We start from the raw sequence: 23,280 nt of genomic DNA on the forward strand, positions 1-23,280 counted from the left end.
GGTTAAAATCTTACTTTTAAGTTTAGGGTAAACATTCTTACAGTTGGGAAAGCACCGCTTTGATAACCCTGCAGGTTACCGGCACCTAAGGTTTCTTCGGGATCAGAATATGGAACATTCTTGTGGATGATCCATAAGTTCCTGCCGCTTACTGCCAGATCAACACCCTTAATGGCCCCCCATTTTGACACTAAAGTTTGCGGGAATGCGTAAGACAATGCCGCTTCGCGCAGTTTCACATAGCCTGCATCATAAACAAAATTAGCTGCAGGGTTATGCTCATAACCATACAAACCGGTAGCATCATTACGAACCCGAACAGTGTTCTTAGCGCCACTTGCAGTAATACCCGGTACAATTACACCACCGCCGGCAGCAAGTGTGTTTCTTGATGGATTACCCAGATCGTTGTTACCAACTGTTTCGGGATATAAACCCGTATCCATGCCATAATAAGTATCTAACGAGAATACACTGCCGCCTTTACGTATATCGATCAGGAAGGTTAAAGTAAAATCTTTAACACGCACAGAGTTGGTAATACCACCTATCCAGTCGGGATTAATATTACCTATTGTGCTGGTGCTTGGCGATTGTTTGTAGTATCCGGTAGCGTCAACAACACGGCCATCGTCCTTCTTGGTATAAGGATTTCCGTTGATATCTGTAAAAGCAGTACCACGTATATCACCATATGGACGACCCAATGCGGCATTAAGCGATACCCCACCCTGGAAAGATGACAGCAAAAGATTTGTTGATTGCTGACCTGATGGATCGGTATATAGCGCCAAAACCTTATTGCTGTTCTTGGTAAAGTTAACCCCTAACTTCCAGGTTACCAGCTTACTGCTTACAGGCGTACCGTTTAATACAACTTCAACACCCCGGTTGCGTAAAGTGCCGGAGTTAATGTATGTTGCGTTATAACCGGTAGCTGTTGATAAGGCAACAGGTAACAACCCATCAACTGTTTTGGCATCATAATAAGTAAAATCAAAACCTAAACGGCTGTTAAAAAACTGCATCTCTAAACCAGCTTCTTTTGATTTTGTACGCTCTGGCTTTAAAGCCGCATTATTTTGAGTAAGCCCAATAAAAGATTGAGGGTTTGAACCAAACGGCGTACCAAATGAATAGAAGTTTTTGGTGTTTTGAGGTTGCCCGCCATTACCTACTTCGGCATAGTTAACCCTTACTTTACCATATGATAACCAGCTGTATTGTTTAAGCAGTTCAGAGAAAGTAAAGCCTAAGTTAACCGATGGATAGTAATACTTATTGCTGTATGATGGCAAAGCTGAGTTAACGTCACGACGTAATGTTGCGTCTAAAACCAGCATTTTTTTCCAGGTAAATGTAGCACCTGCAAATAAACCATCTACCTCTTGCCTGATATCGTTTTCGGTAGGGGCAGCCGGCGCGTTTTTAGAATTCGCTAAAGCATAAACATTAGGAATGATTAAACCGCCGTTAGTTACTGCTGAAATTAACTCATACTGGTTTTTGCGAATGTTAACACCAGCCAAACCTTTAAAATTCAAATCGTTGTTGATGTTTTTATCAACCGTTGCCAGGAAATCTAAATTGGTTTCGTTGAAATTGATATTCCTCCTGGTATAAGAAGATACACCTACTGAACCAAAAGCACGTCTTTCTTCCTGTAACATGGTGTAATTATCAACCGTTACACGACCCAATAAATTCAACCAGTCGTTAACCCTGTAATTCAAATTCACATTACCAAAATAGTGGTGACGCCTGTCTGTTTCATAATTTTGATAACGGGTCCAATATGGGTTATCCTGGTAAATAGGAACCAGATTGGTTGGGCTTGCCCAGTTCCAGGTTACGTTTTTACCGCCCGATGCAAAGTACTGGTCCTTTAATTCCTTGACATCAGTATTCATTTGCCACCATTGCCTAAAGTTGCGCACAACGTTTTCGGCCTGGTAACCGCTGCCATAACGGCCAATACCATCGGTCCTGGTGTAATTAACGCTTGCGCCTGCGGTTAATTTGCTGGTAATTTTATAAGTACTTGCAAAATCAACGCTATTACGCAATTCATTACTATTTGGCAAAAAGCCGGTTTGGTTATTACGGGTATAACCTAATTTAAAAGTACCGTTTTCGCCGCCATTGGTAATAAATAAACTTTGGTTATTGGTTACCGGGTGAACAAAGAAAGAAAGCGGATCATTTGCTCCTGCCACCCATGGTGTTGCTTTTCCATAGTTTGGAGAAGACGGGGCAAAAGCATCCCATTGATAAACCATCAGGTTTGGATCAAATTTATGACCATAAGATGCATCTTCCTGTAAAGGAGTAACCAGGTCATTCTTGCCGTCGCCATTAATATCCCTTATCAGGAAATAGCCGCTTGGGTCAATGCCGGTTTTATCATTATAAATAGGGCCATAACCAGCACCATACTCATGCTGATAAGTTGGCAGTGTTGATTTATCAACCGAGCCAATACCAACACTGCTATTAAAGGTAATACCCAAACCCTTGCCTGGTTTTTTTGTAGTGATCATGATTACACCATTGGCGCCGATGGAACCATACAATGCGCTACCTGCAGCACCTTTAAGTGTGGTAATAGACTCAATATCATCGGGGTTAATATCAGCAATTGGCGATCCGTAATCATAACCGCCCCTGCCCGATTCAACAGTACCCGCATTTGTTCCGGTATTAGCACCAGCATTGTTGGTTCCGGCGTTCCCCGAACCTGGGCCACCATTATTCATCGGTACACCATCAACAACAAATAATGCCTGGTTATTACCTAATAATGATTTTGTACCCCTTAAAACCACGTTGGTTGACCCCCCTAACGCGTTGTTTTGCCTGATCTCTAAACCAGCAACTTTGCCTGAAAGGCCGCTTACAAAGTTTCCGCTACGTTGTTTGCTAACTTCATCGCCGCCAACCTGCTGGGCCGCATAGGCCTGTTGGTTACGGGTTCTGTTTAAGCCTAAAGCGCCGGTTACAACAACTTCGCCAAGTTGCTTGCTCGACATGGCAAGCCGTACGTTTACAACAGGGCCCCTTACCTGTACTTCTTGTGATGCATAGCCAATAAAGCTAATGATTAGTGTTGAACCCTCCGGAACACTTAACGTGTATTTTCCGTTGACACTGGTTTGGGTACCGGTTGTTGTTCCTTTAACCCTGATGGTTACTCCCGGGATAGGCAGGCCGTCTTCCAGGCCTGTAACCGTACCGGTAACTGCACGATTTTGTGCAAATGTTTGTGTAATTGATAACAGCAGGAAACACAAACTTACTAGTAGAAGTTTTTTCATTTTTTGTGATAAGATCTGTTAATAGTTAATACTCAATGAATTATCTCGCTTATATTATAATATATTTTGCAGAATTATAACATAAAGCCGGGCCTATATTACGTAAAATATTATACAATATCGATTATTTTTCAAATTATTAGCTTCTATTTATTGCATATATTATCTATAATGTCTACCTGATATATATTTTATTTAAGATGTTTTGTGGGCAATATTGACGGTGACCAGCCTCTTGTGTTTTTGTGTAAAATGGACACTCGGGCAGGGCATGCAGACTATTTCGGATGTCGTGTATCGGCGGCCTTTTATTTGTTGGCCCAGGGCAAATACAGCGTAGGTAAAAAATAATAAACGCTGGTTAAGCTCCATAAATACCGTGTAAACACCTATTGTAGCTGCCCTATTATTAATGTATTTTTTATAAAAATATATTAACATGAAAAAACAAATACTGTTGGGCCTCATGGCCATGATGGTGGGCTTTAGCGCCTGCAAAAAGGACCTGGTGAAAACACCGGGTACAACACCGGATAAGGCCAAACAAAAGGTGAATGTAGTTGACCCGGGATTCGTAAATGAGTTAACACTAGCGCCCCGCCAACCCGGAGAAAACTTTGACACCTACCTGGGTAACTGGGGCGGTGTAAGTGTTAAAATGCAGGGCACCCCGGTTTGGGACCACGCCAAATACCCCAACCTGGTTAATGGCGTTCCGTGTATGGGCTATGGGTATACCGTGGGAGATCAAAATATGATTACGACTTCAAATGCAGGCGGACAAGACTTTTTTATAGTATACGTGGCAACCGCTTCATTTGATGCCTATGTGCTAGATTTTACTTCAAATGTAGGTAGTTTGGCTAGCGCTATTATAAATATGCTACCAGACTCACCAATCATAACCATGCCCGTGGCTTCTGATTTTGTTAAAGTAACTTACGGTAATAGCGGTGCAGGCTACGTAGCGGTTACAGGCAAACTAATCCGGATCACTAGTGGTACTTCTCACTTTGCTTTCACTACTGTGGGTTATCCAACTCCGGCACCGGTAATTACTCCTCCACCGCCAACCACCTATACAATGTCATTCATATACCCTGCTGGCTCAAACTATGAGTATGATGTGAATGTTACTAACGGTGTAATTACTTCAATTGGCGGATTAAATATAGTAACCTATCAAAACTTCCCAGCACATTACAATAGCGGAGGAACATGGACACCCATTGCCGGCACTACCCATTATCATATAACCGGCCTAAATGTAACGGGTACCCCCACCGCCAATACGCCTGTTACCTTTACTTTCACAGGAGACACCAGCGATTCTTATTAATGAAAAGAGACGGCATCACGAATAAAAAACTGCTCGCCCGAGCAAACTCTTAAATAAAAGAGGCCGACTTATCAAAATAAGCCGGCCTCTTTTGTTTTAATAGCTATTACTGGTTCAAATAATCGCCCAGTGCTTTCAGGTAGTTGTCGTCGATATCGCCCTCATTATCCGAAAAGAATTTTTTCACTTTATCAGCGTCGGCAACAAATGCCTGTTTAATGGCCTTTGCTTTAAGCTCTATTTTTTGAGGCTTTCCGCCTGGCAGTTGTACCACGTAATAAACACTTTCGTCTTTGTATTCATCATAATTATTACCGCTTGAGGTGATGCCGTTGGTTACAAAATTAGCTTTTATAAAAGTTGTCCCCAGGTCTTTGTATATTTTGTATTTTTTTCCGGTAGATAATACCTCCACATAGCGTTTGGCATTTATAGCAGGCACGTCCTCAAAAACATAAGGCACGGCGTTTTCATCAAACAAGGTGAAGCCTTTTATTTCTTGCTTTACCACCAGCATGGCGGTGGTTTTATTACGGGTAAATATGAGGTTACCTCCTACTTTATCATAGTTAAATAAGTATACATCGCTTTGTTTAAGCGAATCCTGGGGGGTTATGGCAAAACCATGTACCCAATCATTAAACAAAAAGCGGCTGCCGTGCAGGCCTTCCTGCCCGGTGCCTATGCGGTTAATAGATACGTTATGATCAACCAGGTTTTCATCGGGTTTAAAAAAATTGGCAACGCTTGTTTTAGCCAGTACCTCTTGTTTGGGGGCTTCCCCGGCAGTCATCACCACTTTAACATTGGAGGGGTTATCCAGCTTAATCCGCGCTTCGTTATGAAAATTGGCGGTTACGATGAGGTTAGAGGCAGGATCGGCCTGAAGACTGAACGCCCCGCTCTGATCTGAATAAGTGGCATAAGGATGCTGCGAATCGCTCACAAAAGCAAAAGCGACAGGTTTACCTGTTTGGTCTGTTACGGTTCCGTTTACAGATATCGTTTGGGCGAAACTTATTTTACATAATATAGTTAACGCTAAAAGAATTATTTTTTTCATTGGAAGCAATAGACTTTAATATAATGCTTCAAAAGTTATATATTTTTTTTCAATTCCCTCTAATCTTCATTTAAATAGTTGCGATATAATACAAAAGGTGCTCCAATAATTGAAGCACCTTATATTAATCGTTTTTTTTATTAATTACTTTTTTACTAACGTTTCAGAAATCAAACGGGGAGCCGCTGAGTTGTAATAGTAATTTAGTGTGAACGTTTTGGTCGCCGGATCATATTTATTAACCGTTCCTGGCTGTAAGGCAACTGATGGTTGAGAAACACTTGATAATGTAACTGAATTATCAGCATTTACAGTAATCTTCAGATCCGTTTTTAAATCGGCTAAAGCGCTTCCTGAAACTGATGTGGCGCCAGCTGTTCCCATAGCTACATCATAATTAAATGTGAAAGTACCAGCAGTTGGATGAATCCTTGAACCAGAAGCGGTATAAGTACCATCATACTTGTTCTTAACCTGAACATTGTACAAAACCGTTTTATAATTGCTGATCTGTTGTCCGCCACCATCCGTTATTGTTAATGGTAATACATAGCTTGTATTAGTGGGTGATATTAAACTTGATTTAATATTGATAACTATGTTAGACGAATTTTGATTAGCTGGAATTGTAGTTGTAAAGGTACTGGTGTAATAATCAGCTGGCAAGAGTACATAACTCGTGCTATTATCCGCGTTATATTTAGTTAAGGCAGCCTGATCAACAGAGATTTTTACCGTTAAGGGTGTCGATAAAGGTTTAGGCGCAGCCACGTTAACCATTAAATTAATCGGAATAGGGGTATCAGAAATATCAAGAGCAACTGCTTCAAATAAGCCGCCATTCGCTCCGACTCCTGTAGCAGCAGGTAATTCCACCAACGGTTTTGCTGCCGCAAAATCCACATAATGCTGGTTATCCTTCAGGCACGAGCTTAAACCCGCGATAGACACCAAAGCGACAAAAGCTGTTTTAATATATAATTTCGTTTTCATTTTTCTTTTCGTTTAAATATTATTTAGCCCAGAATATTTTAGAGGTAAATACAGAGATATTACCCTCTGCGGCTACGTTAGCCGCATTGGTTTGATATTCAATAGCAGGATATGGCACACGGGTAACCTGGTTTGGAGGGTTAGCGCCCGGGTATACAGAAAGCGGGATATTATTAGGATAGCCTGTTCTGCGGAATTCGTTAAATGCTTCAAATGCGCCATAGATAGCCAGGGCTTTCCATTTTTCGGTAATGATAGCTTGCTCCTGTGTGGCATCTGTACCTGCTGTTGGGTACGGATTAGCTGCCAGATAAGTAGCTGCCTGCGTGTCGGTTAAACCCATTTCGGCATAAGAAGCATTGATACCGGCATTGTATAGTGTCGCGGCACTCCCACTGGTAATATATCCGCTTTTAACACCTTCGGCCTGTAAAAATAAAGCTTCGGAGCCCGACATGATCACCGCGTCCATGGTAGCAGATTTCAACAATCCTGTTCCAACTTTACTTGGGGCTGTTGTTGGCGGCTGTGTTATACCCAAAGCAGTTGAGATAATGGTACCGGTTGATGTTGTGGTATAAACCACAAAACCGCGAACATCGCTATTAGCAGTAAGCACGGTAGCCCCGTAGCTATTGGCCTGGTACTGGTTTTTATTGGCTTGCGCACCACCATTTTGAGTTGTACCGTAATTTCTCCAAAGCGGGCTTTGCTGACCATTAACCGCATCACTATTCAGGTAACCCGGGTTTACAGTGCCGGGCATGGTAGCATCAATATAACCGATGCTTTGTGTTGCCGCAACAGCCGCTTTAAGCGCGGCGGTTTTTGAGCTCACATTGCTTTGGCGCAATGCCAAACGCAATTTTAACGTATTAGCAAATTTTAACCATTTAGTCATATCGCCCTTGTACATGATATCTGCAGTACCGGGAGTGGCCGGTGGTACAGCTAATTTTTGCGTGGCTTGTATGGATGTTATAGCCGCATCTACACGTTTCAACAAATCGTCATATATCGCTGATCCTTTATCGTATTTAGGGTTCAGCAATGCTGTTCCTTTTAAAGCGTCGGTATAAGGGACGTTATTATAGTTATCAACCAGGGCCTGAAAATCAAACGCGATCATAATATCGGCGATGGCCAGAAAATATGGATTTGTAGTTGAAGCTTTTAAAGCGTTATAATTAGCTACATTCAAATACAGTGGGGTCCAATAATCATAAGTAGCTGAAGTTACCTGGTATGACAGTAGGGCTGCGTTAGGCTGGAAGCCTGTGCTCCAGCTCAGGTAGCCCATCCAGCAGGCATAATTAACGTAAGACGTTACTTGTGGCCCACCCTGGCCAACGTTGTTGGTAATATCGGCAGTGATCTTTAAAGCGCCGGTTAATGCCAGGTTGGGGGTTGTTGTTACGGGCTGGTTGGGGTTAGTTGATAACTCCAGGTAATCCTTTTTGCAACTGCCAGCCGTTAAAGCAAGCGTTGCAAATATTATAGATAAATACTTTTTCATCGTTTTGTAAGTTAAAATGTCACTGTTAAGTTAGCTCCGTAAAAACGGCTTGCCGGCATTTGCTGGGTACTGTTAACACCAATATCGCCGTTAGTAGCACTGTTAGCAAACTCAGGGTCCACCCAGTTGTTAGTTTTAGGCCTCCACATCAACAAGTTACGACCAATAAAAGCAAAATTAGCACGTTTGATAAATCCGGTTTTTTTGATCCATCTGGAAAGATCGAATGAAAGGTTCGCTTCACGTAATTTCCAGAATGCGCCGCTGGTTATATAAGTACTCCCTGCGTTATAATACGCGCCGCCGTCCCAGAAATTCAGGGCACCGTCCTGAACACTTACAGTAGTATTAGGCGTATAAACGGGGTTAGCCGCAGTACCGGTGTTGATCACTGAATTTGGGAAAATAAAACGCTGACGATCTGAAGATACAGAGAACTGGGATACACCAGCCGCCGTAGCCGACCGTAAGCTTGAGTTGTAGATAACGTTACCTGCGCGGTATTCTTCCGTTACAGCTAAGGTGATAAATTTATAGCTGATGGTTTGTGTTAAACCTAATACGTATTTCGGTGTGGTTTGGCCGGCATTTACCAGGTTATTGTTCAATGAAGGATAGCCGGTAACCGGGTCAACAATAGCACGTCCTTGTGGATCGCGGTTAAGGTCAGTTACATATATAACGCTATAGGGCTGGCCTACTACTGCACTGGTAGTAGCATTGACATAACCACCTAAAGGCAGTTGCTTGGTATCGCCAAATAACGATAACACTTTTGAGTTTTGAATAGCTAAGTTACCGATTAAATTAACACCAACGCCGTTTGCTGTTTTTTGCAGCGGGGTTACGTCCAGTTTAAACTCGTAACCGGTATTTTGTGTTTCGCCAATATTAAGAATGGAAGTTTGATAACCCGTTGTTGGGGAAACAGTGATTGGTAATGTTTGGTTTTTAGTGTGCGTATTGTAGTAGGTGGCACTCAGGTTAATACGGCCATCAAAAAAGCCCAGATCGGTACCAACTTCTAACTCTGATGTTAATTCAGGTTTCAGGTTCTGATTATTTAGCTGTGTGCTCAGGTTCAATGCACCAAGGTTACCATAAGGGAAACCGGTTGTTGATGTAAATGTGTTGAGCAGGCTATACGGACCAATGTTTACATCACCCACCTGGCTATAACCACCCCTTAATTTACCATAACTGATGATCTTGTTGTTTTTTAAAGCATCAAAAGCTGATGTAAACACAAACGATCCTTTTACTGATGGATACCAGATAGAGCGGTTAGCTGCAGAAAGTCTTGAATCATGGTCGTTACGCAAGGTACCTTCCAAAAACGCGAAATCTCTCCAACCTAATGAAAGGTCGGCAAAGTAGGCTACCTGGCGGATCTTGAATGTTCCGGCTGTAGCGCTTGGTACCCCTAAAAGGGAACTAACGTTATAAAAATCTTTTACCAGCAGGTTGTTTGTTCCGTTTTGAACAAAGCTGGCATACTCTTGCCAAATGGTATTACCTACTAATAAATTGGCTTTCAACTGATCATTCAGGAATGATTTATGAAAGTTGGTTAAGATGTCTTGTTGCAAGCGGTTATATCCTTGCGGACCGGCAAAAAGACTATTAGTTGGAAGACTACCATCGCCAAAAACTTTAATATTATTTACAGTTCCGGGGTTGATCGCCGCGCCATAGCTTGAGGCAACGGTACTACCACCGTGCGTAGGGTCGCTCAATGCGTATGGAGTATAGTCAATTTCCGCGCGGGTGTCTGTTTGCTGATAAGAGCCGCCATTGTAACTTAAGCGATAAGTAGCATCAAACCATTTGGTTGGGGTTAAGGTACCCGAGAAACTACCATTCAATACGTCAGTACGTTTTACAGATCTTGAGTTTTTGATACTCCAGTATGGGTTAATACCATAAGAGTTAAAATAAGTGCTTGGATCAGCAAATGGCTTAGTTGGGTCCTTAAAGTTTTGAAGCGGCACCCAGCTTGGGGTATTGAATATGGTGCTCAATATGTCACCATAGCCGCCGTAAGTATCGGTATTTCCCTGTGAAAAACTGGCTGTTCCTTCGGCTCTAAAAATGCCAGCCGTTTTGGTTCCAGAGATCCGAACCTGTGTTTTGTTATATTTATCGTCCGGTACAGTACCTGTTTGATCCATGCGAAAAGCGGTCAGGTTGAAGGAGTTATTGGCATCGCCGGCGGCGTATGAAAGGCTATGTTGATCCTGGTTACCAGATACGAAGAAACGGCGTGCATAGCTTTTTCCTGATGGAGACTGATATGGATATGACTGTATGGTACCATCCTCAAGCGGGATACCCAGCGCTTGCATATGACCATCATAAGCAGGGCCGTATGACTGGTTTTCATAAGGTACTGTAGTAGTAATAAAACCGGTTACAGCATCCTGGTAAGGAGTACCTTCGCCACCATAACCGCCAAATTTATTTTGCAAAGCCGGCATGTAAGAAATTGACTCACGCAAATACGTATTGGCGTAGGTGATGGTTGGCTGCCCGCTTCCGCTTCCGTGTTTGGTAGTGATCACCAAAGCGCCATTTGATGCCTCAGAACCATAAAGGGCCGCTGCACCTGCACCATTCAGCACGTTCACGCTTTCAATATCATCAGGATTAATGGTAGTAACCTCGTTTGGAGATATCGGCGTACCGTTTAATACCACCAACGCATTGTTATTACCAGTAATGTGACGGTTACCACGCAGTGTAAAACGGGTATCGGGGTTAAGACCGTTGTTTACCGTACTAACAACCAAACCTGCAACCTTAGCAGTCAAACCGTTAGTAAAGTTGGTTGGGCGGGCTTCGGTAAGTTGCTTGTTGGAGATGTTGGTAGCGGCATAACCAAGCTCTTTAGCCTGGCGCTTTACACCTAACGCACCTGTAACCTGAACCTCACCAAGGCTTTTAGCCGCAGATTCCAATGTTACATTGAAGGTGCTTTTGCTGCCAACAGCAACATCCTGTGATGCATAACCAATAAAGGAAAATGTGAGTGTTGCATTAGCGGGAACAGATAGTGTAAATTTTCCCGAGGCTCCGGTTTGGGTACCTCTCGTGGTCCCTTTTACCTTTACTGAAACTCCCGGAAGGGGTAGGCCGTCGTCTTTGGCCGTAACCGTACCAGTAACTGTACGGTTTTGTGCAAATACCTGTGTAATGGACAACAACAGAAAGCACAAACTTGCTAGTAGAAGTTTTTTCATTTCGTTAATAATAAGATCAGTTAATAGTTAATTAATCATAAAAGTAATGTTACATTATCAAAAAGTCAAGTTAAATCTGATAAAAGCATGACTTTTTTTTAAAAAACTTAAATTTTAGTAGCAATATTGATAATTATAGTACTATGTATTGCATAATACAATCTAAAACATATATCTTTGTATTATGATTGTAGAAAACACACAAACCCAAATGAGGAAAGGCATACTGGAGTATTGCATTCTTTCCATCATAGCCAAGGGCGAAATATATGCATCAGACATTATTGCTGAACTTAAAAAAGCCCAACTACTTGTAGTTGAGGGAACTCTGTACCCTCTGCTAACCCGTTTAAAAAACAATGGCCTGCTCACTTACAACTGGGTGGAGTCAATTTCGGGGCCGCCGCGAAAGTATTATGTGCTATCAGAAGAAGGAAAAATTGTATTGGAACAGCTGGATAAAACCTGGCAGGAATTGGTTTATGCCGTGCAAACCGCCATTGGCGAGAGAAAATAAAAACCTATAAAAAAATCACAGATCATGAATAAAACTATCATCATAAATATAAATGGCATCGTATTTCATATAGAAGAGGATGCTTACGAGGTACTTAAAGCTTATATGACCGACGTAAAACGTCATTTTTCGTCGTCGGCCGACAGCCTGGAGATCACAACCGACATTGAAAACCGCATAGCCGAAATGTTTAACGAAACATTGGCCAATCAAAACAAACAGGTAGTTGTAGAAGCCGATGTTAAATTGGTTATTGAACAAATGGGTTCGGTGGAAGATTTCGAATCTGTCGAAAACGACGCTAAACCAGCAGGCGGCAGTACGTTTGGTTATAATACCGAACGTCGCAGGCTTTTCCGCGACCCGGATGATCACCTGGTGAGCGGTGTGGCCGCGGGTATTGCCAATTATTTTGACATACCTGCCGTATGGATCAGGTTGGCCTTTGCCCTGTCGTTAATTTTTGCAGGCAGCGGGCTTATATTATACATTGTATTATGGATAGTTATACCCAAAGCCACCTCACGGGCCGACCGCATGGCCATGAAAGGCGAAAAACAGGACCTGAAAGGTTTTAAAAAGAACTTTGAGGATGAGATGAGCATGGTAAAAGAAAACCTTTCCAATTTTCGCCAGGAAGCACGCCCCTTTGTTTATAAAGTGCGCGACTTCTTGGGTGACTTTTTTGCCCACCTGGGTACATTTTTAAGAGGTACCGGAAGTTTTTTGGGTAAACTCATAGGCCTTATTATATTACTTACCTGCTTTGGGCTGGCCATTGCCCTTATTATAGTGTTTGTGGGTTTCGTTGCTTTTGGCAAAACGGATATATACCATATATTCCCTTTCAACATTGTTAACGAGGATACCAACCTGATATTCCTCTGCGGTGGTTTCCTGCTGTTAGCTATCCCTTTATTAACGCTGATATTGGTTACCATTGGCTTTTTATTCAAAAACGCCACCTTTAACCGCTCAATAGGCACTACCCTATTATGTGTATGGCTGGCTTCGCTGGGAGCGGTTGTATATTATGGAGCTAGGGCATCGGCCGATTTTAAAGAAGGCGCTAAGCTGAGCAAAACCATCAACATCAAGGCAACGCCCAACAATACCTATTATTTACAGCTCAATGATGCCAAGTATTTGACCAACGAGGATAGTACCCGCCTGCGCATCAAAGAAAGATTTAACGGCATGATCATCCTTGATGATGATTTTAATGGCGATGATTTTGATCATCAGGACCGCGTAAGCATTGATATAGAAAAAAGCGATGTGCCCCAGCCCATCCTTGTTGAATCATTTACAGCAAGGGGTCGTACAGATGAAGACGCGTTGATCAACGCCCGCAACATCAGCTATCGCTTTATACAAAAAGACTCGGTATTAAAGTTCGACCGTCACCTGGAAAGACTCGGACGTAACATGTGGCGCGGGCAAGAGCTGCACATAACCTTAAAAGTTCCCTTGAACGCCAAACTGGTTATTGACGGAAAGCTTGACCATAACATGGGCTTTAATTTATACGATTGCGGGCAAGCCAATACGCCAAAGAATCCGGCGGGTTCTGTGTTTCTAATGACCAATGATGGACTCCAGTGTAAAATTGATACTGCCGCAATAGCTGCCGCGGCAAAAGCTGATAGTATAAAAAACCATTTGGTGCCCGATACGGCAAAAACCGAGGATCAGTAAACTCCTAAACCTATCATTTATATATCATATAATGAGAGCCCTGATAAAATATATAAGCCTGCTATTATTTAGCGGGCTTATTGTTCCCTTTTATTATCATCTAAATATCCAAAAGGCAGTTCCATTACATTCAAAACAGATATCAGCAACAAGTATTCTGTCTAAGAACCACACCCCTGGCTTTGTGTTTATAAACAATGTGGTTAAAAACATCTTCCCGGTATTAAAATTTTAAATTAACTGTAACCTTCTTTCCACTTTTAGCATCTTAATGTAAGATCCACACAAAGCATGGCTTTAACCGGGTTGGATAACATAAATTAAAAGAGTTGTAAATGTTCATCGGTGTTTTCAGGTCGTTTACCGGAAGTTTAGCCGTTTTCGCCTAAAAGCATTACTAAAAAACATAATCTGTTAGCACATTTGAACTATAAAAACAAACATCATGAAGAAAATCGCCTATATAAAATAACATACTAAAACTAAACCGCTTATCAAGCGGATCAACTAAAACTTATTCATCAAAATTTAAAAAGAAGCATATTCTTTGATGGCTCACTATTGCCTAATCATTTCAACACCAAAAACATGAAAACTCTTACAAACAACATATTTTGCACCCTCCTGCTTGTAGCTATCAGCTGGAGTACCTCTTTTGCCCAGGGAGGTAAATCAGGAGGTGCCAAAGTATCCGGCTCCTTACTGAACGAACAGGGCAAACCAATGGATTACGCCACCGTAAGCCTCATCAGGGCTACCGACTCAACCGTTGTTAAAGGCGCATTGAGTAACGATAACGGTGTTTACACCTTTGATAACATCCGCTCAGGCAAATACTTGATTAAAGCTTCTGTTGTGGGTTACCAAAAAGCGGTGACCACCCCTTTCACCGTTCCGGAAAGCGCCACAACTGTTACCGCACCGGCGCTAAGTATGCGGGCAGGCAGCACCGAATTGAAAGGGGTAACTATCACCGCCAGTAAACCACTCATCGAGCGCAAGATAGATCGTACTGTAATGAATGTGGAAAACAGCGTACTGGCAGCAGGCAATACAGCATTGGAGATACTGGAGAAAGCTCCTGGTGTTACTGTCGATAAAGATGACAACATCAGCCTGAAAGGCAAACAGGGTGTAACCGTGATGATCAATGATAAGCTTACTTATCTAAGTGCCGCGCAACTGGCTACCCTGTTACGCTCTACAGATGGTAATACCATCAAATCCATCGAGATCATTACCAACCCATCTGCCAAATATGATGCTGCCGGTAACTCAGGTATCATCAATATCAAGCTAAAGAAAAACAGTCAATCAGGCACAAACGGCAGCATTACTGTTGGTGTCGCCCGTGGTGCCTTTTGGAGGGATAACAGCAGCTTAAACTTAAACCACAAACAAGGTAACCTGAACGTATTTGGCACCTTTAGCCGTGGCGATAACAAGAATACCCGCGATATATATATTGACCGTGTTACCAGAGAGAGAGATAGTACTGGCAAAGTAATAGGCAATCCTACCTATTTTACCCAGTTTACCCGGATGCCGCATGTTTATCATTATAACAACTACCGCGTAGGAGCCGATTATGATGTAAGCTCCAAAAACACCATTGGCTTTGTGGTAAGCGGCTACTCCAACTCTGAAGTTGACAATAACGATGGCAACACTAAAATTGGCTCGGCGCCAAACGGTGCTGACTCATCTCTTACTACCGTATCAACCATCGACCAAACTTATAAAAACTTTGCAGCTAACCTGAACGACAGGTTCAAGATTGATACCAGCGGCCAGGAATTAAGCGTGGACCTTGATTACTCAAAATTTAAAAACAACTCTATAGCCGAATATAATACCAATTATTTCCTGTCTGATGGCAGCCAGCAACATGCGCCTCAACTATTACGCAACCAAACACCATCAAATATCACCATATATACCGGTAAAGTTGATTATGCCAAACCACTATCAAAAACCGTAAAACTTGAAACGGGTGCAAAATTCAGCAGTGTTAAAACAGATAACGACTTACAGGCCCAGATATTTAACGGCAATAGCTATATTAACGATACTACCCGTACCAACCGTTTTATTTATACCGAGAAAATAACCGCCGGCTATCTTAACCTGAATAAACAATTTAAAAAAACATCGATACAATTAGGCTTACGTGGTGAGTACACTCAATCAAATGGTAACCTTTTGGGCAGCACACCGGTTGATCGCAGCTATTTTAACATTTTCCCAAGCGTATTCATCAACCGTACCTTAAATGACAAAAACGAGGTTAGTTTCACTTACAGCCGCCGTATCGATCGGCCCGGCTATGATGACCTGAACCCTTTTATATATTATCTTGATCCGTATACCTTTTCAAAAGGCAACGCCTTCCTGAAACCACAGTACACCAACAATTTTGAATTTAACTATACCTATAACAAAAGCATTAACGTAAGCTTAAACTACAGCCGTACTACTGATGTGATCACCGAGATCATATTAACAGAAGGCAAAAAATCATTCCAGACCAATCTGAACCTGCAAACCCAAAACTCATACAGCCTTAACATCAACGCACCATATACCATTACCAAATGGTGGACTGGTAATGTTGACGTAAACAGCTTTTACCTGGGCTTTAAATCAGATTCGGTTGGAACCGGAAAACTAAGCTCGGGCCAGGTAACCGTACAGGTAAAAGCCACACAAACATTAACATTTGGCAGCTACCGTTTTGAGATCAGAGGCGATTACCAATCACCGCTTACTTATGGTATTTACAAAATAAGACCACGTTATGGCATCGACGCCGGTGTAAGTCACTCATTTGCCAATAAAAAAGCTAATATTAAACTGGCCCTTGACGATATTTTTTACATGCGCCGCAACAACCTAAGCAGCCGCACGCTGGGTAACGATTTCGATATCCGCCAAAACTACGACTCACGCGTTGGCCGCCTAACCTTTACCTACAACTTTGGTAATAACAAAATAAAAGCCCGCGAACACAGAAGCGGTGCCGATGATGAAAAAGGCAGAGTGAAAGGAGCGAATTAAGAGCCGATGTGCAGATTTCAGATGTGCAGATATGCGAATGATGGAATAATGCAATTATTTTGAAGCAAATGAAAAAGGCCTTCCTGAATTACAGGAAGGCCTTTTTGTTTATGTGATTTTCATCTGCACATCTGAAATCCGCACATCTGCACATCTTTTACTGTCCCACCATAAATACCGCGTTACTGAATAGCAGTTTGCCGTTTTCCCAGAAGCTGCGGAATAAAGGATCATCAACCATATAGATCACCGAGCCACGACCCAGCGATTGTACACCCAGCAGCATACCATTAACGATCTTTTGTTTTGATTGTACGCCCACAAAACCCGATACATAGCTATTCTTTTTCACTGTACCTACATTCCAGCTATCCTCGCCTAAAAAATCGTAGATATCATCATTCAGTTTTAGCGAGTAATAATAGTTGGGCAAACCAAAACCAAGCGGATGCGTATTATCCAGTGTTAGTTTAAATATAGCGCCGGGGATCATCGAGCGAATGGCATCACGGTCGCGGTCGCCATATATTTTAATGTTTTCCTTTTCTTTGGCCTCTGCTTTTTCATCCTTCTTCTCTTCTTTCTTTTTCAGGGTGAAACCTTTTTTATCGGCCAGCTGTGCTACCGCATTATCAATAGCAATCAATTTACCACCTTCACGGATCCAGCCTTGCAGTTTTTCTGAAGGGAAATCGTCATAATTACCATCAGGGAAAATAGCCACATCAAAATCAGCAAGCCGGGTACGGTTAAGGCTTTGATAGTTTATTAAAGTAATAGGATAGCCCAGTTGCTGCTCAAACAAATGCCAAACCTCGCCCATGGCTTCGGCATTTACGCCTTCGCCCGATATCAGCATTACCCGTGGCTGGCGGATATATCGTACGGCATCCGATCCCAGATCGGATCCTTTATCCACAAATCCCGAAGCCAAAGGCGTTAGGCCTTCATTTAGTGCCGCGGCCGTTTGGGTAACTACCTGGTCAAAATCGGTCCGGTCGTTACTGGCCCGGGTGATGAGTAATGAGCCCGCCATGAATTTTTTACCAGCCGCCTCAAAAGGTTTTTCGGAGTAGCGTACCTTGATATGTTTTTTAAGTAATGCCGCTAAAAACCGCACATCATTAACCGATTGCCAGTTGGCCACGTAAGCATACGCATGGGTATTAGCCAGCGGCTGCGGCTCAATAATCCCCGAGCTTGTACTGGCTGGTTTCAGCGACTCTTTTACACCATACGTTTTTAAGCCATAAGCATAAGGGAGCGCCCAGGCGGTAATATCATACGTGTTAGAGTCGGCAATAAAGGTTTTAGGCTCCAGCAATACATGCAGCAATATCGCCTTTGGCTGATGCGCGTTGATCACCATATCATTAGGTCCTACTTTATATTGCTCGGTTTTACCGGTAAAATAATCATACCCGATAACAGTTTTATTGCCTAAGCCAAAGCCATACTGGATACCATTACGGCCCAGCATTTTGGCCAGGGTATTAATGTTATTGTTATTATCATTTTTAATAACATAGGTTTTATACTCGCCCGGAGGGTTGGCGCGGTTATTATCATAGAATTTTTTAAACTCATCCAGCAGCTTTTGTGCATTGGCTGATGCTATTTCCACCGTACTTAAACCGGTTGCATGGTGGTGAGCTATACGCTGGGCAAATGTAAGTGTATCGCCGCTGCGGGTAAGTACAGCCAAACCACCGCTGATACCCCCCTGCTCATAGGTCATGCCGATGGAGCCATTATATAAAGGATAGGTATCGCCATACGATGGATAAAGCAGATCGAACTCTTGTTTGGTAAAATACATCCAGCCATTCTGGTCAAAATATTTGGCGTTGTTTTTACCAATGGTTACCTGGAAATCGCGCTGCCATTTGGTGATATCCTTATGATAAGGCTCAGCAGCCGGTGCAAAATAATAGGGAGCGTTGTATCCCTGCTCATGATAATCTACATGAACCTCGGGCAGCCATTGATTAAACAGGCCCACACGTGCCTGTGTTTCTTTTTGTGCCTGCCAGGCCCAGTCGCGGTTCAGGTCGAAATAATAATGATTGATACGTCCGCCGGGCCATGGCTCTACGTGTTCGCGAGCTGTCGGACTGGCGTCGGGTACGCCACCCCGTACCGAGTTATAGAAATGTACATAGCGGTCGCGCCCATCGGGATTCAGACATGGATCGATAACTACCAGCGAATTTTTAAGCCAGGCTTTGGTAGCGGTATTGGCTGGGTCTACAAGATCATACAAGGTCCACATGGCGGCTTCGCTTGATGCCGGTTCGTTACCATGCACATTATAGCTCAGCCAGGTAATTACAGGGGCGTTAGCCATAGCGCTACCAGTCTCTATACCGGCCAGGCGCAGGTTGTTATGTCGAATCTCTTCCAGGCGGCCAATATTCTCATCAGAAGCAATGAACATCGCCAGCAGCGGACGCCCTTCATTGGTGCTGCCAAACTGTTGCAGCTTTACATTTTTTGATACCTGGGCAATGTATTTAAAGTAATCAACAATGCGATAATGCGGTGTAAACTGGTCGCCCAATTTATAACCTAAAAATTCGTCGGGTGATTGTATTTTTTGTGCAAAAGCAGCCGATGCGGAAACAACAGCTATTAAAATAAGGAGTAGCTTTTTTATCATAGTAAAGAAACGGTTAAGAGATACGCTAATATGCAGAAATTAATTGATGTGCAGATGAAAACGAATGTGCGGATGTGCAAATTTCAGATGTGCAGATGAAAACCCTATGTGCTGGTGTGCGGATGAAGCTCCAACAAGTATATTCTGTTAATTCTAAAATTCAGTAAATCCTGATTCAGACATCATCCAAAATTTGCACATTTGCATATCTGCACATCCGCACATCTAAAAACATCTGCACATCAAATAATATGACCCCTCAGGAAGCCCTTCAAAAATATTTCGGTTACAGCAATTTCAGGCATCATCAGGAGGCTATTATTGAGCATGTTTTAAGTGGGCAGGATGTGATGGCACTGATGCCAACCGGCGGCGGCAAGTCCTTATGTTATCAGCTGCCCGCGGTATTGCTAAAGGGGCTTACCATTGTGATATCGCCCCTGATAGCTTTAATGAAAGACCAGGTCGACAGTCTGAATGTAAGCGGTATCCCGGCGGCATTCCTCAACTCAGCACAAACACCTGAGGAACAGCGCCAGTTGGTCGAAAAATTAAAACACAACCAGATCAAACTGCTATACCTGGCACCGGAGCGCTTATTTGGTACCGAAAACAAACTGGTGCCCTTTTTAAAAACACTCAACGTAGTACAGATAGCTATTGACGAGGCACACTGTATATCCCAATGGGGGCATGATTTCAGGCCCGAGTACCTGATGTTGGCGCAGTTAAAAAATGAGTTCCCGAATGTGCCGGTCATAGCCCTAACGGCTACCGCGGATAAGCTTACTCAAAAAGACATTCTCGAAAAACTGAACCTGCACCGGCCTGCGGTATTTGTATCGTCATTTAACCGGGCTAATATCACCTACCGCGTTATCCCGAAAAAGAGCAGCTTTAAACAACTCATCAGTTTTTTAAAGGAACGCCCGGATGAGTCGGGTATTATCTATTGTCTTTCGCGCAAATCAACAGAAGACCTCGCGGCCGATCTGAAAGACGAAGGCTTCGCCGCCGAAGCCTACCACGCTGGATTGAACAACGAGGTTAAAGCCAAAAATCAGGAAGCTTTTTTGCGCGATGATGTCAAGATCATTGTAGCTACCATCGCTTTTGGTATGGGCATCAATAAATCAAACGTGCGCTACGTGGTGCATATAGATCTGCCTAAGAACATTGAAGGCTATTACCAGGAAACCGGGCGCGCCGGCAGGGATGGTTTAGCATCGGAGGCCCTGCTGCTCTATTCGCCGGGTGATGCCGGTAAGCTCCAGCACTTTGCCCGTATTGAAGGCAATGAAGAGCAAAGCCGTATTATGCTCAACAAACTGAACGATATGGTGAAGTACTGCCAGCTACAATCATGCCGCAGGCAATACCTCATGAATTATTTCGATGAGGCTTTTCCACCCAATTGCGGTTCCTGCGATGTTTGTTTGACCGAGTTTAAACGTTTTGATGGTACACTGATCGCCCAAAAAGCGCTGTCGGCTGTATCCCGGCTGAATGAACGGTTCGGGGTTAACTATGTGATCGACTTTTTACGGGGCTCAAAGAATGAGAAGATCCGCGAGGAGCATAAGCAGCTTAAAACCTATGGTATTGGAGCTGATATCAGCAAGGTCGACTGGCAACGTTATATCAGGGAGCTGATCACCCTGGAATATTTACAGGTAACCGATGATGGCTACCCGGTATTGAAATTAACCAATCAAAGCTCGCTGGTGCTCAAAGGCATACAAAAGGTTGAATTTATTGAAACACAAACCACCGAAGAGCACCATACCGAAGCCGCCCCACCACATGAGGCAGAATTACTGAGCCGGTTAAAAAATACCCGCCGCGATATCGCCGAGCTGGAAAATGTGCCGGCTTATATCATTGTATCTGATGCCACCCTGCTGGAAATGGCTACTTATTTGCCACAAAGCTTAGATGAATTGAGACTGATATCAGGCTTTGGCGATGTTAAACTGGCCCGTTATGGTCGTGAACTTTTACAACCGGTTAAGGACTATTGTAAAACCAAAGGCCTGGAATCAAAGATTGCGTACAAATCGCCCAAGCGGGAGCGCAAAACCAAAACAGAACGCCCGGCCCGTACTCCACGCAGCGGAACAGACACCCGTACCGAAACATTTAACTTATATCGTCAGGGTAAAAACGCTACGGAAATAGCGGCAGCAAGGGGACTTTCGCAGGTAACGATCGAGAGCCATTTAAGCCATTTTGTACAAACCGGCGATCTGGATGTTAAAGAACTGGTTGCCGAAAGTAAGCTGCCCGTAATCATAGAAGCCGTAGAAAATTACGGAGCGGAACGTTTAGCTCCCCTCAAAGAAATTTTAGGTGACGCCTACTCCTATGGTGAAATTAAAGCTGTAATAAGCTGGATGAACAAAAGTTAGTTATTCAGTAGCGAGTATCAAGTATCAAGACAAAAAAATGTATAATTTTAAGGCGTTTTAATACACCAGCAAAAAGTTTCAATGTGCAAGAAAAAGTCTTGATACTTGATACTCGCTACTTGATACTAAAATATGATCACTACCGAACAACTTTACCAGATATACCTGCAACACCCTGTAATCAGTACCGATACCCGGAAAATTGGCAGCGGCAGTTTATTTTTTGCCCTTAAAGGTGATAAGTTCGACGCCAACACCTTTGCTCAGCAAGCTATAGAAGCAGGGGCAGCCTATGCTATTATAGATAATCCGGAGTATCAATTAGGTGAGCGGTATTTATTGGTTGAAGATGTGTTAACCGCTCTGCAGAACCTGGCCAGGCATCATCGCCAGACTTTACAGATACCTGTTGTTGGATTGACGGGTACCAACGGTAAAACTACCACCAAAGAGCTCATTAACGCGGTATTGTCCCAGCATTTTAAAACCCAGGCTACGCAGGGCAACCTGAACAACCATATCGGCGTGCCACTTACCATACTAACTATTGATGCCACGCATGAGGCTGCCGTAATTGAAATGGGCGCCAATCACCAGAAAGAGATCGAACTGCTTTGCAGCATTTCGCAACCATCGCACGGAATGATCACCAATGTGGGCAAGGCGCACCTGGAAGGCTTCGGCGGTGTTGAAGGCGTAAAAAAAGGCAAAGGGGAATTGTATGATTATTTAGCCCCCCAGCCCCCTAAAGGGGGAGCAAGCCGCATTGCTTTTATCAATAGTGATGATGCTGTTTTAATGGAAATGGCCGAAGCACGGCATTTAAACCATGTGGTTTATTACGGGACACAAGATATTGACAACCTCATCAGTGGCGAGATCACTGAGAACTCCCCATTGCTTACCGTTCAATGGACTAACAATACAACCGGCCAAACTTATACGGTTAAAACACAACTCACCGGGGCTTATAATCTGAACAATATTTTAGCGGCCATCAGCATTGGTACTTATTTTAAGCTCCCGGCTCAGGAAATAAACGCGGGTATTGAAGGTTATCAACCCAAAAACAACCGTTCGCAAATTGTACAAACGGCTACCAATACCCTCATTTGCGATTACTATAATGCCAACCCAAGCAGCATGACCGTAGCTATTGAAAATATGGATAAGATCAGCGCGAAACGCAAGGTATTGATCCTGGGTGATATGTTTGAACTGGGCGATGAATCGCCGACCGAACACCTTACCGTTCTCCAAAAAGCGTTAGACACACCCGTAGATGAAAGGATATTCATCGGCAAGGACTTTGAAAGTCAAAAATCAAAAGTCAAAAATCAAAACCAGGCAGTTACCTTCTATCTAACGGCCGAGGATGCCATTGCCGGATTGAAAGCTCATCCTATAAAAAACTCCACCATTCTGATCAAAGGTTCACGGGGTATGGCTTTGGAAAGATTGGTGGAGTTGTTTTGAG

At 43.1% G+C, this 23,280-nt stretch carries 12 protein-coding genes; 6 read left to right on the forward strand and 6 right to left on the reverse strand.

Annotated features, from left to right (window positions below; genetic code table 11):
- Positions 1 to 2 precede the first annotated feature (2 nt).
- Positions 3 to 3,314, reverse strand: coding sequence for a SusC/RagA family TonB-linked outer membrane protein (locus tag BLR84_RS27110; RefSeq protein ID WP_090473394.1), 3,312 nt, complete (start codon positions 3,312 to 3,314; stop codon positions 3 to 5).
- Between the two features lie 439 nt (positions 3,315 to 3,753).
- Here BLR84_RS27110 and BLR84_RS27120 point away from each other — a divergent pair, with 439 nt between their 5' ends.
- Positions 3,754 to 4,653, forward strand: a complete 900-nt coding sequence (locus BLR84_RS27120) for a hypothetical protein (RefSeq protein WP_090473396.1) — start codon at positions 3,754 to 3,756, stop codon at positions 4,651 to 4,653.
- Positions 4,654 to 4,759: 106 nt separating this feature from the next.
- On the opposite strand, the gene BLR84_RS27125 is transcribed toward BLR84_RS27120, so the two are convergent.
- The 4 genes from BLR84_RS27125 to BLR84_RS27140 form a co-directional block, all read right to left on the reverse strand.
- Positions 4,760 to 5,716, reverse strand: a complete 957-nt coding sequence (locus BLR84_RS27125) for a carboxypeptidase-like regulatory domain-containing protein (RefSeq protein ID WP_090473397.1) — start codon at positions 5,714 to 5,716, stop codon at positions 4,760 to 4,762.
- 144 nt (positions 5,717 to 5,860) lie between these two features.
- Positions 5,861 to 6,709 (reverse strand): BT_3987 domain-containing protein, encoded by an 849-nt coding sequence (locus BLR84_RS27130; RefSeq protein WP_090473398.1) that lies wholly within the window; start codon positions 6,707 to 6,709, stop codon positions 5,861 to 5,863.
- Between the two features lie 19 nt (positions 6,710 to 6,728).
- Complete coding sequence (locus tag BLR84_RS27135; protein ID WP_090473399.1) at positions 6,729 to 8,225, reverse strand: SusD/RagB family nutrient-binding outer membrane lipoprotein; 1,497 nt, start codon at positions 8,223 to 8,225, stop codon at positions 6,729 to 6,731.
- Positions 8,226 to 8,236: 11 nt separating this feature from the next.
- Positions 8,237 to 11,464 carry a SusC/RagA family TonB-linked outer membrane protein gene (locus tag BLR84_RS27140; protein ID WP_090473400.1) on the reverse strand — a complete coding sequence of 1,076 codons (3,228 nt, stop codon included), beginning with the start codon at positions 11,462 to 11,464 and terminating at the stop codon, positions 8,237 to 8,239.
- A gap of 184 nt (positions 11,465 to 11,648) precedes the next feature.
- Here BLR84_RS27140 and BLR84_RS27145 point away from each other — a divergent pair, with 184 nt between their 5' ends.
- The 3 genes from BLR84_RS27145 (at position 11,649) to BLR84_RS27160 (ending at position 16,736) form a co-directional block, all read left to right on the forward strand.
- Complete coding sequence (locus tag BLR84_RS27145; protein WP_090473401.1) at positions 11,649 to 11,981, forward strand: PadR family transcriptional regulator; 333 nt, start codon at positions 11,649 to 11,651, stop codon at positions 11,979 to 11,981.
- A gap of 24 nt (positions 11,982 to 12,005) precedes the next feature.
- Entirely contained in the window at positions 12,006 to 13,679 is a 1,674-nt protein-coding gene (locus BLR84_RS27150; protein WP_090473402.1) for a PspC domain-containing protein, read from the forward strand.
- Positions 13,680 to 14,267: 588 nt separating this feature from the next.
- Positions 14,268 to 16,736: an outer membrane beta-barrel family protein gene (locus tag BLR84_RS27160; protein WP_090473404.1), complete on the forward strand. Its 2,469-nt coding sequence runs from the start codon at positions 14,268 to 14,270 to the stop codon at positions 16,734 to 16,736.
- 157 nt (positions 16,737 to 16,893) lie between these two features.
- Here the strand turns inward: BLR84_RS27160 and BLR84_RS27165 are convergent, their stop codons facing one another.
- A complete protein-coding gene (locus tag BLR84_RS27165) occupies positions 16,894 to 19,395 on the reverse strand; it encodes a M14 metallopeptidase family protein (protein ID WP_090473405.1) in 2,502 nt (833 codons plus the stop codon).
- A 251-nt stretch (positions 19,396 to 19,646) separates the two neighbouring features.
- Between BLR84_RS27165 and recQ the strand changes: the two genes are divergently transcribed.
- Entirely contained in the window at positions 19,647 to 21,803 is a 2,157-nt protein-coding gene (gene recQ / locus BLR84_RS27170) for a DNA helicase RecQ (RefSeq protein ID WP_090473406.1), read from the forward strand.
- Between the two features lie 132 nt (positions 21,804 to 21,935).
- Positions 21,936 to 23,279, forward strand: coding sequence for a UDP-N-acetylmuramoyl-tripeptide--D-alanyl-D-alanine ligase (gene murF / locus BLR84_RS27175; RefSeq protein WP_369829206.1), 1,344 nt, complete (start codon positions 21,936 to 21,938; stop codon positions 23,277 to 23,279).
- Position 23,280 lies beyond the last annotated feature (1 nt).

Origin of the sequence: Mucilaginibacter sp. OK268 (genome assembly GCF_900103125.1) — a bacterium.
Classification (GTDB): domain Bacteria; phylum Bacteroidota; class Bacteroidia; order Sphingobacteriales; family Sphingobacteriaceae; genus Mucilaginibacter.

Excerpts from the sequence above, each read along its gene's own strand:
- BLR84_RS27125 (WP_090473397.1), bottom strand. The coding sequence starts at position 5,716 with ATGAAAAAAATAATTCTTTTAGCGTTAACTATATTATGTAAAATAAGT.
- BLR84_RS27110 (WP_090473394.1), bottom strand. The coding sequence starts at position 3,314 with ATGAAAAAACTTCTACTAGTAAGTTTGTGTTTCCTGCTGTTATCAATT.
- BLR84_RS27135 (WP_090473399.1), bottom strand. The coding sequence starts at position 8,225 with ATGAAAAAGTATTTATCTATAATATTTGCAACGCTTGCTTTAACGGCT.
- BLR84_RS27150 (WP_090473402.1), top strand. The coding sequence starts at position 12,006 with ATGAATAAAACTATCATCATAAATATAAATGGCATCGTATTTCATATA.
- recQ (WP_090473406.1), top strand. The coding sequence starts at position 19,647 with ATGACCCCTCAGGAAGCCCTTCAAAAATATTTCGGTTACAGCAATTTC.
- BLR84_RS27160 (WP_090473404.1), top strand. The coding sequence starts at position 14,268 with ATGAAAACTCTTACAAACAACATATTTTGCACCCTCCTGCTTGTAGCT.
- murF (WP_369829206.1), top strand. The coding sequence starts at position 21,936 with ATGATCACTACCGAACAACTTTACCAGATATACCTGCAACACCCTGTA.
- BLR84_RS27145 (WP_090473401.1), top strand. The coding sequence starts at position 11,649 with ATGATTGTAGAAAACACACAAACCCAAATGAGGAAAGGCATACTGGAG.
- BLR84_RS27140 (WP_090473400.1), bottom strand. The coding sequence starts at position 11,464 with ATGAAAAAACTTCTACTAGCAAGTTTGTGCTTTCTGTTGTTGTCCATT.
- BLR84_RS27120 (WP_090473396.1), top strand. The coding sequence starts at position 3,754 with ATGAAAAAACAAATACTGTTGGGCCTCATGGCCATGATGGTGGGCTTT.
- BLR84_RS27130 (WP_090473398.1), bottom strand. The coding sequence starts at position 6,709 with ATGAAAACGAAATTATATATTAAAACAGCTTTTGTCGCTTTGGTGTCT.
- BLR84_RS27165 (WP_090473405.1), bottom strand. The coding sequence starts at position 19,395 with ATGATAAAAAAGCTACTCCTTATTTTAATAGCTGTTGTTTCCGCATCG.